Origin of the sequence: Xanthomonas melonis, assembly GCF_020783655.1 — a bacterium.
Taxonomy (GTDB): domain Bacteria; phylum Pseudomonadota; class Gammaproteobacteria; order Xanthomonadales; family Xanthomonadaceae; genus Xanthomonas; species Xanthomonas melonis.
Map to the genome: position 1 here is coordinate 18,222 of NZ_JAJGQH010000020.1, position 14,111 is coordinate 32,332.

14 protein-coding genes are annotated in these 14,111 nt (G+C 66.5%); 4 read left to right on the forward strand and 10 right to left on the reverse strand.

Annotated elements, in window-relative coordinates; all coding sequences use genetic code 11:
- Nucleotides 1-334: 334 nt before the first annotated feature.
- Genes LL964_RS18295 through grxD form a run of 3 tightly spaced genes read right to left on the reverse strand, consistent with a single transcriptional unit; the run spans nucleotide 335 to nucleotide 1,988 of the window.
- Nucleotides 335-934: a YhgN family NAAT transporter gene (locus LL964_RS18295; RefSeq protein WP_104588811.1), complete on the reverse strand. Its 600-nt coding sequence runs from the start codon at nucleotides 932-934 to the stop codon at nucleotides 335-337.
- Nucleotides 931-1,671, reverse strand: a complete 741-nt coding sequence (locus tag LL964_RS18300; RefSeq protein WP_104588765.1) for an SDR family NAD(P)-dependent oxidoreductase — start codon at nucleotides 1,669-1,671, stop codon at nucleotides 931-933. The genes LL964_RS18295 and LL964_RS18300 overlap by 4 nt, the downstream gene beginning before the upstream one ends.
- Complete coding sequence (gene grxD, locus LL964_RS18305; RefSeq protein ID WP_029221564.1) at nucleotides 1,668-1,988, reverse strand: Grx4 family monothiol glutaredoxin; 321 nt, start codon at nucleotides 1,986-1,988, stop codon at nucleotides 1,668-1,670. The genes LL964_RS18300 and grxD overlap by 4 nt, the downstream gene beginning before the upstream one ends.
- A 120-nt stretch (nucleotides 1,989-2,108) precedes the next feature.
- On the opposite strand from grxD, the gene LL964_RS18310 reads away from it, so the two are divergent.
- The gene (locus tag LL964_RS18310; RefSeq protein WP_104588766.1) at nucleotides 2,109-2,687 is read left to right on the forward strand and encodes a superoxide dismutase; all 579 of its coding nucleotides are present in this window, start codon (nucleotides 2,109-2,111) and stop codon (nucleotides 2,685-2,687) included.
- Nucleotides 2,688-2,963: 276 nt separating this feature from the next.
- Here the strand turns inward: LL964_RS18310 and LL964_RS18315 are convergent, their stop codons facing one another.
- Together LL964_RS18315 and purE are read right to left on the reverse strand one after the other, a co-directional pair.
- On the reverse strand, nucleotides 2,964-4,109 hold the full coding sequence (locus tag LL964_RS18315; RefSeq protein WP_104588767.1) for a 5-(carboxyamino)imidazole ribonucleotide synthase: 1,146 nt from the start codon (nucleotides 4,107-4,109) through the stop codon (nucleotides 2,964-2,966).
- Nucleotides 4,106-4,609, reverse strand: coding sequence for a 5-(carboxyamino)imidazole ribonucleotide mutase (gene purE / locus LL964_RS18320; protein ID WP_104588768.1), 504 nt, complete (start codon nucleotides 4,607-4,609; stop codon nucleotides 4,106-4,108). Before purE ends, LL964_RS18315 begins: the two co-directional genes overlap by 4 nt.
- A gap of 58 nt (nucleotides 4,610-4,667) precedes the next feature.
- Between purE and LL964_RS18325 the strand changes: the two genes are divergently transcribed.
- The 3 genes from LL964_RS18325 (at nucleotide 4,668) to LL964_RS18335 (ending at nucleotide 6,941) form a co-directional block, all read left to right on the forward strand.
- Entirely contained in the window at nucleotides 4,668-4,937 is a 270-nt protein-coding gene (locus tag LL964_RS18325) for a Trm112 family protein (RefSeq protein ID WP_104588769.1), read from the forward strand.
- Nucleotides 4,934-5,818, forward strand: coding sequence for a carboxylating nicotinate-nucleotide diphosphorylase (gene nadC / locus LL964_RS18330; RefSeq protein WP_146092448.1), 885 nt, complete (start codon nucleotides 4,934-4,936; stop codon nucleotides 5,816-5,818). Before LL964_RS18325 ends, nadC begins: the two co-directional genes overlap by 4 nt.
- A gap of 64 nt (nucleotides 5,819-5,882) precedes the next feature.
- Nucleotides 5,883-6,941 (forward strand): DUF2272 domain-containing protein, encoded by a 1,059-nt coding sequence (locus LL964_RS18335; protein ID WP_104588771.1) that lies wholly within the window; start codon nucleotides 5,883-5,885, stop codon nucleotides 6,939-6,941.
- Nucleotides 6,942-7,148: 207 nt separating this feature from the next.
- Here the strand turns inward: LL964_RS18335 and pnp are convergent, their stop codons facing one another.
- The 5 genes from pnp to infB form a co-directional block, all read right to left on the reverse strand.
- Complete coding sequence (pnp, locus tag LL964_RS18340; RefSeq protein ID WP_104588772.1) at nucleotides 7,149-9,263, reverse strand: polyribonucleotide nucleotidyltransferase; 2,115 nt, start codon at nucleotides 9,261-9,263, stop codon at nucleotides 7,149-7,151.
- A gap of 159 nt (nucleotides 9,264-9,422) precedes the next feature.
- Nucleotides 9,423-9,683 (reverse strand): 30S ribosomal protein S15, encoded by a 261-nt coding sequence (gene rpsO / locus LL964_RS18345; protein ID WP_003485583.1) that lies wholly within the window; start codon nucleotides 9,681-9,683, stop codon nucleotides 9,423-9,425.
- A 156-nt stretch (nucleotides 9,684-9,839) separates the two neighbouring features.
- On the reverse strand, nucleotides 9,840-10,766 hold the full coding sequence (gene truB / locus LL964_RS18350; RefSeq protein WP_104588773.1) for a tRNA pseudouridine(55) synthase TruB: 927 nt from the start codon (nucleotides 10,764-10,766) through the stop codon (nucleotides 9,840-9,842).
- Between the two features lie 78 nt (nucleotides 10,767-10,844).
- Nucleotides 10,845-11,237 (reverse strand): 30S ribosome-binding factor RbfA, encoded by a 393-nt coding sequence (gene rbfA / locus LL964_RS18355; protein WP_104588774.1) that lies wholly within the window; start codon nucleotides 11,235-11,237, stop codon nucleotides 10,845-10,847.
- A gap of 114 nt (nucleotides 11,238-11,351) precedes the next feature.
- Nucleotides 11,352-14,066 carry a translation initiation factor IF-2 gene (gene infB, locus LL964_RS18360; protein WP_167395448.1) on the reverse strand — a complete coding sequence of 905 codons (2,715 nt, stop codon included), beginning with the start codon at nucleotides 14,064-14,066 and terminating at the stop codon, nucleotides 11,352-11,354.
- Between the last annotated feature and the right edge of the window lie 45 nt (nucleotides 14,067-14,111).

Sequence of the window (14,111 nt, forward strand, 5' to 3'; positions counted from 1 at the left end):
ACCGTTCCCGGGGTTGGGCTGCCGATGATCTGGGGTCCCTCGCCGCGCGGCTGGTTGCTGCCGCAACGGTTAACAACAGATTAACACGCTAAAGCCTGATTGTGACGGCGGCGTGACAAAGTTCGCGCAGTGCAACATGAACTGCGCATGTGAAGAGCGAGAGCGCCTTGTCGCACAGGGTCTCCTCACGATGGCGACGAGCATCGCAAAAACGCCCCGACTGGTATTCGGCGGGAAACGCCCGACCAATTGCGCAACAGAGCGCGTGTCTGTCGACTCGGCCGCCCCGCCGTCGCATCGCCCTGTGCAACTGCAGCCTGCCGCCACCTCAGCCTCAGATCGAGACCGGCAGCTTGAAGTAGGTCCCCAGGCCGTCCAGGAACATCTGCACCGAAATCGCCACCAGCAGCATGCCCATCAGGCGTTCGACCGCAGTCAGGGCGCGGTGCCCGAGCAGCTTGTACAGCAGCGGCGCAGACGCCAGGATCGACGAGGCGCCGATCCAGGCGATCATCAACGCCAGGCTCCAGTCCCACAACCGGGTAGGCTCGTTGCTGCCCATCAGCATCACCGCGGCCATACCCGACGGGCCGGCCACCAGCGGAATGGCCAACGGCACGATGAAGGGTTCGCCGTCCGGGAGCTCGCCCATCAGGCCCTCCGGGCGCGGGAAGATCATGCGGATGCCGATCAGGAACAGCACGATGCCGCCGGCGATCGCCACCGACTCCTGGCGCAGGTGCATCAGCTCCAGCGCGTACTTGCCGCCCCACAGAAACGCCATCAGCACGCACAGGGCGATCAGCAGTTCGCGCGCCAGCACGAAGCGTTGGCGCTTGGGCGGCAGCGGTTTGAGCACGCTGAGGAACACCGGGATGTTGCCCAACGGGTCGAGGATCAGGAACAGCAGCAGCGCTGCCGAAAGAATGGTCATGCGCAAGGGCTCCAGATCGCACCGCGGTGCGGAGCACCTGCCATGGACAACAGGGTGACGCAGGCAGCGGCATAGCGTGCGGGGTCGGCCGCGTCGCCGTCGTCCTGATGGGTAAAGGCACGCGCACGCAGGGCGGTGCGCATGGGGCCGGGTTGCAGGCCATGCAGACGCACCGGGCCGGCGGCAGTTTCATGGTGAAGGCTGGCGAGCAGGCCATGCTGCGCATACTGGGCGGCGCCGTAGGCACCCCAATAGGCCTGGCCCACACGCGCCGGATCGTCGATGACGAAGACCACCGCCGCATCCTGTTGCTGGCGAAGCAGCGGCAGGCAGGCCTGGGTCAGCCAGGCGCGCGCGGTGAGATTGACATGGATATTGCGTGCGAAGGCATCGGGGGCGGCTAGCTCGGCCGGGGTCAACCCGGCGAAGTCTGCCGCGCAATGCAGCACGCCGGACACGCCGCCAAGCTCGGACTGCAGGCGCTGCGCAAGCGCGAGGTAATCGTCCGGCGTGGCGCCAGCCAGATCCAGCGGATACAGCAAGGGCTCGGGGCCCAGCGCGGCGACGGTGTCGTAGACCCGCTCGAGCGGGCGCAGCTTGCGCCCCAGCAACACCACCGTGGCACCGGCCTGTGCGCATGCTCGCGCAGCGGCACTGCCCAGCCCGCCGGCGGCGCCAGTAATCAGCACCACCCGGCCAGTCAGGCCGGTGGAAACGGCGGACTGCGCTGCACTCACGGCTGGTAGGCCTCGCTGACGATGCGCTTGAGCTCGCCGGCCTCGAACAGTTCCAGCGTGATGTCGCAACCGCCGATCAGCTCGCCATGGATGAACAGTTGCGGGAAGGTCGGCCAGTTCGAATAGCGCGGCAGGTTGGCGCGTATCTCGGGTTCTTCCAGTACGTTGACGGTCCGCAATTGGTCTGCGCCAGCGGCCACCAGCGCCTGTACCGCGCGGCTGGAAAAACCGCACATCGGGAATTGCGGGGTGCCTTTCATGAACAGCACGATCGGGTGCTGTTCGACTTCGGCCTGGATCCGTTCCATCACCGGCATTGAACTCTCCTGACTGGGAGCGGCAGGCCCGACCGCCGGGTCGGATAGACTTCCGCAAAGGCGCGCATTGTAAGCCTTCACGCGACCCGCCGCCGGACTCCCTTTGCTGCCCTGCACATCATGCCGATCGAATACCTTGCCCTGCCCTACGCCCGTACCGCCCTGGAGCCGCATCTGTCGGCCGCGACACTGGAAACCCACCACGGCGTGTATCACCGCAGCGAAGTCGAACGGCTCAATGCGCGCATCGAAGGCAGCGAACTCGCCGAACTGACACTGGAAGAGATCATCGCGCAGGCGCAGGGCTCGCTGTTCCATCTGGCCGCGCAGGTGTGGAACCACAATTTCTACTGGCAGTGCCTGCGCCCGCGCGGCGGCGGCGAGCCGCTCGGCAAGCTGGCCGAGCGCATCGGCAAATCGTTCGGCGATTGCGCGCATTTCAGGCAGGAATTCAACCGGGTGGCTTTGGGCAGCTTCGGCTCGGGCTGGGTCTGGCTGGTGCAGCGCCCGGATGGCACGTTGGCGGTCGTGGCCACGCCGAACGCTTCCACCCCGCTCACCGGCCCGGACACGCCACTGCTGGCCTGCGATCTCTGGGAGCATGCGTACTACCTGGATTACCAGCAGGACCGCGCGCGCTACCTGGATGCGTTCTGGAAACTGATCAACTGGGACTTCGTGGCCAGCCGGCTGAGTTAGCGCGACCGACACACCGGCTGCACAGCGCCAGGCAGGCATGGCCGACGCACGGATCGGCCTGCAGCCTTCTTACGCCCTGCCTCCTGCGCGCCATCCACACCTGCCTGGACGACTGCTCGCCATGTTCTATTGGCCGCCGGCAGCGACTCGTCGTGCCAGGGCGGCTGCAGGGCCGATCGCCATGCAACCGGCTCCCGGGCCACGCGAGGGTTGCGCGTTTACGGTGCGAATGGCGTGCAAGGCCGTGGCGCGGTTCCACCATCGAGCCGAAACAGCTCACTCCCCGCGCAGGCGCGCCACCACCGGGGCCACCTGGGCCTCGCGTTGCAATGCCGCGCCAACCTGCGTCAGCGCCTGTGCCAGCGCCTGCGGCGCATCGGCACGCACCGTCGCATGCCCCACCTTGCGCCCCGCTCGCGGTTGCTTGCCGTAGTCATGCCAATGCCCGCCGGGCACCGCGAGGAATGCCGCGGCATCGGGCATGGCGCCGAGCCAGTTCAGCATGCAGGCATGCCCTCGCATGTCGGTGCTGCCCAACGGCAAGCCGAGGACGGCACGCACATGATTTTCGAACTGCGACGTCTCGGCGCCTTCGATGGTCCAATGCCCGGAGTTGTGCACGCGCGGCGCCATTTCGTTGGCCAGCAATTGTCCGTCGCGCACGAACAGCTCCAGCGCGAACACACCCACATAGTCCAGGTTGTCGGCGATGGCGCGCGCATGCGCTTCGGCCTCCGCCTGCAGCCCCGCATCGACCCTGGCAGGGGCGAGACTGGCCGACAGCACGCCATCCACATGCCAGTTCTCGGTCAGCGGCCATGCACGGAATTGACCATCGCGCCCGCGTACGGCCACCACGCTGACCTCGCGCTGGAAAGCCACAAAGGCTTCGACGATCAAGCCGACCTTGGCCGCCTGCGCACCCAATGCCTCCCACGCGGCATCGGCATCGGCAGGCGTCCTGATGCGGAACTGGCCCTTGCCGTCGTAGCCGAAACGCCGGGTCTTCAGCACGCAGGGCGTGCCGATCCTGGCCAGTGCCGCATCCAGGCCGGCGCGGTCGTCGATTGCGGCGAACTCGGGCACCGCAATTCCCAGCTCGCGAAACAGGGTCTTTTCGCTGAGTCTGTCTTGCGCCACCGCCAATGCATCCGGGCGCGGAAACACTGGCAGCTGCGCGGCCAAGTGCTGTGCGCTGGCCGCCGGCACGTTCTCGAAATCGAAGGTGATCACGTCCACCCCCGCGGCGAATGCGGCAAGCGCGGCGGCATCGTCGAAGGCACCCACCTGCAGCGGTGCCACCTGCCCCGCACAGCCATCGGCAGCCGGGTCGAACGCCGAAAAGCGCAGGCCCAGCGGCGCACCCGCCAGCGCCAGCATGCGTGCCAACTGGCCTCCGCCCAGGATACCGACCGTGGTCATTGGCGCGGATCGTCGCTGGCCATGACCTCGTCGGTCTGCCGCGCCCGGAACTGCGCCAGCGCCTGGCCGATCTGCCCCTGCTCCGGCGCCAGCATCGCCGCGGCGAACAGGGCTGCATTGGCGGCGCCGGCATTGCCGATCGCGAACGTGGCCACCGGAATGCCGGCCGGCATCTGCACGATGGACAACAGCGAATCCATGCCATTGAGCGCCTTGGACTGCACCGGCACGCCCAGCACCGGCACCGCCGTCTTCGCCGCCAGCATGCCCGGCAGGTGCGCCGCGCCACCGGCGCCGGCAATGATCGCGCGCAGACCGCGCGCCCCCGCCTGCTCGGCATAGGTGAACAGCACATCCGGCGTGCGGTGCGCCGACACCACCTTGACTTCGTACGGCACGCCCAGCGCATCGAGCTTCTGGGCCGCGTGTTGCATGGTCTCCCAATCCGAACGGGAGCCCATCACGATGCCGACCAGCGGCGCGGTGTGGTTGGAGGTCATGGCCCTGCCCTGCGGTAAAGACGTATTCTAGCCAATCTCCACGCAAGACAAGACTTCGATGGATCGCAAACTGCTCGACCTGCTGTGCTCGCCCGATACCCGCCAGCCGCTCTCGTTGCTGGACGGCAAAGGCCTGGAGGCACTCAACACCGCCATCGCCGGCGGGACCCTGCAGCGCGCCGATGGCAGCGCGCAGTCGCAGCCGCTGCGCGAAGCATTGATCACCCGCGACCGCAAGCAGGTCTTCCGCGTCGACGACGGCATTCCGGTACTGCTGGCCGAAGAGGCCATCGCCACCGCGCAGATCGCCGACTTCCCCGAGAAGTGAGTACGCCCGTGCGCACCAGCGCGGCGGACGCGCCACCGGCGGCCGTGGTCGAAGCGGATGTGGCGCGCGCGCTGGCCGAGGATCTCGGCAGCGGCGACGTGACTGCCGCGTTGCTGCCCGACCAGGCCGACGGCGCCTACCTGCTGTGCAAGCAGGACGCGGTGATCGCCGGTCGCCCCTGGTTCGATGCGGCCCATCGCGCGCTCGATCCACAGGTCCGCATCGACTGGCATGTGCATGAAGGCCAGCATGTGAGCGCCGGTACCGTGCTGGCTCTGCTGCAGGGCCGCAGCCGCAGCCTGGTCAGCGCCGAGCGGACCTCGCTCAATTTCCTGCAGACGCTCTCGGCCACTGCCACGGCCACTGCGGCCTACGTGGCCGCAGTGGCCGGCACCGGCGCGCGCATCCTTGACACGCGCAAGACCCTGCCCGGCCTGCGTGTTGCGCAGAAGTACGCCGTGCGCTGCGGCGGTGGCGACAATCACCGCATCGGCTTGTTCGATACGGTGATGCTGAAGGAAAACCACATCCGCGCCGCCGGCTCGCTGGATGCGGCGGTGCGCGCAGCACGTGCGCAGCAACCGCAGCTGCCGTTGGTGGTGGAAGTCGAAACGCTGGAGCAACTGCGCGAAGCCTTGCAAGTGGGTTGCACGCGCATTCTCATCGACGATTTCGATCCGGCGATGCGCCGCGCCGCCGTCCAGATCGTCGCCGCCCTTCCGCCCGAGCGACGCATTCCGCTGGAAGTCTCCGGCAGCGTGGACCTGGCCGGCATCCGCGCCATTGCCGAAGATGGCGTTGACTGCATTTCCATCGGCGGGCTGACCAAGCACGTGCAGGCGGTCGATCTGTCGCTCAAGCTCGGGCCGCCGCCGCGCTGATTTCACGGCTGCGCGCACACCGCTCTGGCAGCCTGCTGCATTGCGCTTCCGTGCGGGATATTCGATGACTGCAAGACCTTGGCCGTGGATGTGGTTGCTGCTCGCAACCGTCGGGGGCAGCGCTGCCGCTGCGGAAGTGTGCGATGTGCCGCCGCGCTTCGGCACCGGCCCGGCCGCCATCGCCATCGTCCGCAGCGCCTGCAACGAGCATCGTCTGTGGCAGCGCCCTTTCATCGACGCCAAGGGCCGCCTCGCCAACCTGGGCGTGACCGAGGCCGAGGCGGGCTATCTCGCCGACCATGGCGTGGTGGCCTGGCAACGCGTGGCAGGCTACTGGCGCGACAGCGGCACGCTCGCTTCGATGGGCGGACGCCCGGGCGCAAGCAGCTGCGCCGCGCTGGACGGCACGCGCTACACCGCCAGCGATTGCCGCGCATTCCTGATCGACAACCCGTGGTCGGCCGCCTTCATTTCGTGGGTGATGACGCAGGCCGGACTGAACGGCTTCCATCGTTCCGCCCGCCATCTGGACTACATCCGCAGCGCCTACCACGACGGCGCGACAGGGCCTTATCGGTTCACCGATCCTGCCGTGGAAAAGCCCGCGCCCGGTGACATGCTCTGCCTGCTGCGTGGCCGCAGCGTGGCGCTCGGCTACGCGGGCCTGAAGGCGGCGCTCGGTGGCAGCGCGCCGATGCCGTGGCAATCGCATTGCGATGTAGTGGTGGCTGCCAACGTGGGCGGCGATCGCACGCTCTACCTGATCGGCGGCAATGTCTTCAATACGGTGATGATGCGCAAGATGCCGCTGGACCGGGCCGGGCGCGTCGTGTTGCCGACACCGCAGTCCGACAACAGCCAGGATCAGAACGAAGACAGCCTGGGAATCGCCAGCGAATGCACGCCGGCCAACGAAGAGTTGTGCGATTTCAACCGGCGCGACTGGGCCGCGCTGCTGAAACTGCGCCCGGATGCGGCGGTGGTTGCGCCGCCGCCGGCGGCTCCACTGCCGTCGCCGGGCACAGCGCCTACTGATCAAACGATGCCACCAGGCTTTCCACGCGTGGTGCCGCCGCGCCCGGAAACGCAGCCTGCGCCGACGCAACAACAGCAACCTGAGTAAAGACGGATTCAAAGCCCCTCTCCCGCGGGAGAGGGGTTGGGGTGAGGGTGTCCGGTGCGAAGCGCGTGTTCGCTCTCACCCCGTGCGGCCTTGCACGCACCCTCATCCGGCGCTCCGCGCCACCTTCTCCCGGTGGGAGAAGAAATCAAGTGCACAAAAGAAAAGCGGGCCGAAGCCCGCTTCTTTTGACGCGTCAGCCAGTGGCGATTACTCGGCCGATGCCTGCACGCCTTCGCCTTCTTCCACTGCCTTGATCGACAGACGGATACGGCCCTGCTTGTCCACTTCCAGTACCTTGACGCGGACCACATCGCCTTCCTTCAGCTTGTCGCCGACCCGCTCCACACGCTCGCTGGAAATCTGCGAGACGTGCACCAGACCGTCCTTGCCCGGCAGGATGGTAACGAACGCACCGAAGTCCATGATCTTGGCGACCTTGCCTTCATAGATGCGGCCCGGTTCCACGTCCGAGGTGATCTGCTCGATGCGCGACTTCGCGGCTTGCGCAGCGATGGCATTGACCGAGGCAATGATGATCGTGCCGTCGTCCTGGATGTCGATCTGCGTACCGGTCTCCTTGGTGATCGCCTGGATGGTCGAGCCGCCCTTGCCGATCACTTCGCGGATCTTGTCCGGGTGGATCTTGATGGTCAGCAGGCGCGGCGCGTAATCGCTCAGCTCCTGACGCGGGGTGGTCAGCGCCTTGGACATCTCGCCCAGGATGTGCAGACGGCCAGCCTTGGCCTGCTGCAGTGCCTGCTTCATGATCTCTTCGGTGATGCCTTCGATCTTGATGTCCATCTGCAGCGCGGACACGCCTTCGGCAGTACCGGCCACCTTGAAGTCCATGTCGCCCAGATGATCTTCGTCACCCAGGATGTCCGACAGCACCACGAAGCGGTCGTCTTCCTTCACCAGGCCCATGGCGATACCCGCCACCGGTGCCTTGACCGGCACACCGGCGTCCATCAGTGCCAGCGAGGAGCCGCACACCGAGGCCATCGACGAGGAACCGTTGGACTCGGTGATTTCCGAGACAACACGAATGGTGTACGGGAACTCTTCCAGGCTCGGCATCACGGCGAGCACGCCGCGCTTGGCCAGACGGCCGTGACCGATCTCGCGACGCTTCGGCGCACCGAAACGGCCGCACTCGCCCACCGAATACGGAGGGAAGTTGTAATGGAACAGGAAGTTTTCCTTGTACTCGCCACTGACCGCGTCGATCACCTGGCCGTCGCGGGCGGTGCCCAGCGTGGTGACCACGATCGCCTGCGTCTCACCGCGGGTGAACAGGGCCGAGCCGTGGGTACGCGGCAGCACGCCGGCCTGCACCGAAATCGGGCGCACGGTATCCAGTGCACGGCCATCGATACGCACCTTGGTGTCCAGCACCGAGTCGCGCATGGTGCGGTACTCCAGCTCGCCGAATTCCTTGGCCAGCTCGGCAGCGTTCCAGCCCTCGGAAGCGACGCGGCCGGCCAGCGACTCCAGCACGTCCTTCTTGATGGCGGAGATGGCGTCGCGACGCTGCAGCTTGTCGCGCACCTGGAAGGCGCCGGCCAGCTGGGTGCCGACCGCTTCCTTCAGCGCGTTGATCAGCGCGGTGTTCTTGGCAGGCGCAACCCAGGAGCTGGGCTTGGTGCCGGCTTCGACGGTCAGTTCGTTGATCGCGTTGATGACCTTCTGCATTTCGCGATGACCGAAGGTGACCGCACCCAGCATCACTTCCTCGGACAACAGCGCCGCTTCGGATTCCACCATCAACACGGCATTGGCGGTACCGGCGACCACCAGTTCCAGCTGCGAGTCCTTCAGGTCGGTGACGGTCGGGTTGAGGATGTACTCACCGTTCTTGTAGCCCACCTTGGCGGCGCCGATCGGGCCGTTGAACGGAGTGCCCGCCAGCGACAGCGCAGCCGACGCGCCGATCAGCGCGGCGATGTCGCCATCGATGTCCGGATTCATCGACATCACGGTGGCGATGATCTGCACTTCGTTCTTGTAGTCCTCGGGGAACAACGGACGGATCGGACGGTCGATCAGGCGCGAGATCAACGTCTCCTTCTCGGTCGCACGTCCTTCGCGCTTGAAGAAGCCGCCCGGGATGCGGCCGCCGGCGTAGAACTTCTCCTGATAATCGACCGTCAGGGGGAAGAAGTCCTGCCCTTCGCGCGCGGATTTTGCGGCGACGGCGGTGACCAGCAGTACGGTGTCGTCCATCTTGACGATGACGGCACCGCTCGCCTGGCGAGCGACTTCGCCCGTCTCCAGGGTGACGGTGTGCTTGCCGTACTGGAAGGTTTTGGTGATTTTTGCCACGAGGGTTTTTTCCTTAGCTGAAACTGTCTGCGTTGGACCGTCGTCGACCCATGCCGAGAACGGGCGGCCGGGAGGCTCCGGCCCATGTACTTGGTAGTGCGTTGCGAAAGGCCAAAACAAAACCGCGGCGCATCGCTGCGCCGCGGCGGTAGGACTCGATCAGCGGCGCAGGCCGAGCTTCTCGATCAACGACTTGTAACGCTCGTTGTCCTTCTTCTTCAGGTAGTCGAGCAGGCTGCGGCGACGGTTGACCATCTGCAGCAGGCCGCGACGGCTGTGGTGATCCTTCTTGTGGGTCTTGAAGTGGCCGGTCAGCAGCTCGATGCGCGCGGTCAGCAGCGCGACCTGCACTTCCGGCGAACCGGTGTCCTGGGCGCTGCGCTTGTTATCTTCAATGACTTTCTGGGTATCGACGGACATGGTGATTTCTCGATAGATGCGTGGTCGACAGGAACGTGCATGACGCACCGTCGGACTCGCCGTTTGCTTGGGATGAGCGCGCTTGGCGCAGAAGTGCCCCGATCGGGGCCGCGAAAGTGTAACGTCGTGCGGCCCGGGGAACAAGTTGACTAAACCTTAACAACCCGAACGATCGTTCAGCCCGTTGAACAGGCGTTGCGGCGATAGCCGCCCCTGGGCATCCACCAGGCCCAGTCCGGCGGGCGTTCCGTCCGGTTCGAACACCGCGACCTGACCCGGCGGGAAGGCCTCGTCGCGCAGACGCTGGCCCATCCGGAACCGGGTGACGTGGGCCTGGTCGAGCGTGATCTGCGCGAAGTCGGCCAATCCGGCGGCGATCGGCAGCAGCAGTTGCTCGGCTGGCGTGCCGGCGTCCATCGCAAGGGCCAGGGCCTCCAGGGTGATCATTTTTGGTGCCCGGAACGGCTCGACCCACAGCCGCCGCAGTGCGGCGATATGCGCGCCGCAGCCCAGCGCCTCGCCCAGATCGCGGGCGAGACTGCGGATGTACGTCCCCGAGCCGCAGGTCACCCGCAGTTGCAGGCGGGGCGCCCGATAGCCGAGGACCTCGATGGCATGCACCTCGACATCGCGCACGGGCGCCTCGATCGTCTCGCCGCGGCGCGCCTTGGCGTAGAGCGGCTCGCCGCCTTGCTTGAGCGCCGAATAGATCGGCGCTTGCTGTCGGATGCAGCCGATGAACGGCAGCAGCGCCTCGCGTAGCGCTTCGTCGCTGAGCTCGGGCACCGCGCGTTCGCGCAGCGTCACGCCATCGGCATCATCGGTATCGGTGGTGACGCCCAGCACCACCTCGGCGTCGTAGGCTTTGGCCGCACCCAGCAACAGGCCGGCGATCTTGGTGGCCTCACCCAGGCACAACGGCAGCAGGCCGGTGGCCAGCGGATCCAGGCTGCCCGTGTGGCCACCCTTCTGCGCGCGCAGCAAGCGGCGCGCGGCCTGCAAGGCGTTGTTGGAACTGAGCCCGGCCGGCTTGTCCAGCAACAGGAGGCCGTGCAGCGGGCGATAGACGATGCGGGATTTCAAAAGATCGGACTCGAATCGGGCGTGCAGGCAGCCGCAGAAAACCAGGGCTCCTGCAAGGGTGCCCTACTCACACGGCGCTCAGCGCCGGTCGTCCTCGTCGTCGCCGAAGGCGGCATCGGGACCGACATCGTCCAGGTCGCGCAGCAACTTGTCGATGTGCTCGCCGCGATCGACGGAATCGTCGTAATGAAAATGCAGCTCAGGCACGTGGCGCAGCTTCATCGCGCGCGCCAGCTGCGTGCGCAGCTGCCCGGCGATTTCCTTGAGCCCCTTGACCGCTTCGGCCGAGCGTTCCTGTTGCAGCGCGGTGACGAAGACCTTGGCATGCGCCAGGTCGCGGCTGATCTCGACATCGGACACGCTGACCGACGGCAGGCCGTGATCGCGCACGGCGGCGTGCACGATGGTGCCGAGATCACGACGCACCTGCGCGGAAACGCGGTCGGTGCGGTGGAAGGATTTGGTTGGCATGGTCGGAACCTTTGGTTCGGGACCCGGGACCCGGGACCGGGGACCCGGAAGAGCAAGAGCCGTGGCTTCCGCTTCTTCCGGGTCTCCGGCCCGGAGTCCCGGGTCCCGTCTTCGTTACAGCGTGCGCGCCACTTCGATACGCTCGAAGCACTCGATCTGATCGCCCGCCTTGACGTCGTTGTAGGCCTTCACGCCGATACCGCATTCGGTGCCGTTGCGCACTTCCTCGACGTTTTCCTTGAAGCGGCGCAGCGATTCCAGCTCGCCTTCGAACACCACGACACTGTCGCGCAACACACGGATCGGCTTGCTGCGCTTGACCACGCCTTCGACGACCATGCAGCCGGCCACCGCGCCGAACTTCGAGCTGCGGAACACGTCGCGCACCTGCGCGATGCCGATGATCTCTTCGCGGATCTCCACGCCGAGCAGACCGGACGCCACCTGCTTCACCTGATCGATCACGTCATAGATGATCGAGAAGTAGCGCAGGTCGATGCCGTTGGACTCGACGATCTTGCGTGCCGACGCATCCGCACGCACGTTGAAGCCGATCACCGTCGCCTTGGAGGCCGCTGCCGAATTGGCATCCGATTCGGTGATGCCGCCCACGCCGGAGTGGATCACGTTGATGCGGATGTCTTCGTTGGACAAGGCCACCAGCGACTGCTTGAGCGCTTCCACCGAACCCTGCACGTCGGCCTTGATCACCAGGTTCAACACCTGCTGGCCTTCGCCCTTGCCCATCTGGGCCAGGATGTCTTCCATGCGGTTGGTGGCCGAGGCCACCAGACGCGATTCGCGGCGCTTGGTTTCGCGCTGCTGCGCCACGTCCTTGGCCAGACGCTCGTCGTCGACGACCACGAAGTCGTCACCGGCCTCCGGCACGCCGGACAGGCCCAGCACCTGCACCGGAATCGAGGGACCCGCCGAGGCCGGCTGATGGCCGGTTTCGTCGAACAGCGCACGCACACGGCCGTACTGGATACCGCACACCAAGTAGTCGCCTCGCTTGAGCGCGCCCTGCTGCACCAGCACCGTGGCGACCGGGCCGCGGCCCTTGTCCAGCGACGATTCGATCACGGTACCGCTGGCGCGGCCTTCGGCCACCGCCTTGAGTTCCAGCACTTCGGCCTGCAGCGAGATCGCGTCCAGCAGCGTGTCGACGCCGGTGCCGATCTTGGCCGACACCTCGATGAACTGGGTGTCGCCGCCGAACTCTTCGGCCACCACGTCTTCGGCCAGCAATTCGTTCTTGACCCGCAACGGATCGGCGCCAGCCTTGTCGATCTTGTTCACCGCCACGATCAACGGAACGCCCGCCGCCTTGGCATGCGCCACCGCTTCCTTGGTCTGCGGCATCACGCCATCGTCGGCCGCGACCACCAGCACCACGATGTCGGTGATCTTGGCACCGCGCGCGCGCATCGAGGTAAACGCGGCGTGGCCGGGCGTATCCAGGAAGCTGATGACGCCACGGTCGGTTTCCACGTGGTACGCACCGATGTGCTGGGTAATGCCGCCCGCTTCGCCGGAGGCGATCTTGGTACGACGGATGTAATCCAGCAGCGAGGTCTTGCCGTGATCGACGTGGCCCATGATGGTCACCACCGGCGGACGCGGCGCAGCTTCGCCCTGCGCGTCTTCGGCGTGCGCCAGCAGCGCATCCTCGAAGTCGGCATTGTCGGCACGCACGGCCTTGTGGCCGAGTTCTTCGGTCACCAGCGCCGCGGTGTCGTGGTCGATCGTCTGGGTGATGGTCGCCATGACGCCCATCTTGAACAGCGCCTTGACCACGTCGCCGCCCTTGAGCGCGAGCTTCTGCGCCAGATCGGCCACGGTGATGGTGTCGCCGATCGCCACTTCGCGCACCACCGGTGCGGTGGGACGTTCGAAACCGTGCGGACCGCTATTACCCTGGCTGCCACCCCGGCCACCGTCGTTGCCGCGACGCGACGACGACGAGCCCGGCCGGCCGGCCGGCTTGCCGCGCACGTTCGAACGGCGCGCACGATCGGCCGCCGACAGATGCAATTGACCAGCAAACCGCTTGGTCGCATCGTCGTCTTCGACGCCTGCCACCATGACGTGCGAACCGCGCGTCTTGTGCTTGGCCGCGTTGTTGCGGTCGTCCGCACGTGCCGGCGCAGCCGGACGCGAGGCCGGCGATGCGCTACCCGCGGGACGTGCCGTACGGGGCGCGGAGGACGGTGCGGATGGCGCACGTGCGGACGGTGCGGCAGACGCGGCCGGCTCGGCGGCGGCCGGCGGCGGCGCGCTGGCAGCCGCAGCAGCTTCCTCGGCAGCCTTGCGCTCGGCTTCGGCACGGTCCTTTGCGGCCTGCTCTTCTTCGCGCTTGCGTTGAATCGCCTCGTCGCGCACGCGGTCGCTTTCGGCAAGCCGCTGCTGCTCGTCCAGATTGCGCTTACGCGACTCCTCGAGCTTGCGCAGGATGTCGGCGCGCTCTTCGTCCGGCGTCATCGCCGCAGGGCGGCCGTTGCCTTCGTTCTCGGATTTCACGTACGTGCGCTTCTGCCGCACCTCCACGTTGACCGTGGTCTTGGTGCGGCCGGCGTTGACCGTGACTTCCTGCAGCTTGCGCCGGTTGAGCGTGATCTTCTTGGCTGCTTCGCTCGCCGCGTCGGCGGGCGTGTCGGCCTTGCCGTGCGTGCGGCGCAGGAAGCCAAGCAGTTTCATCTTCTCGGTGCTGGTCACGACCTGGTCGGGACCGCTGAACTTCATTCCGGCCTCGGCCAGTTGAACCAGCAGTTTATCGACCGGCGTGTTGACCAGTTCGGCAAGCTTGCGGATGGTGGTTTGCTGCGACATTCGGATCCTATGATCTGGTTGGCGCCCCCTCGCCCAGAGCAAGGG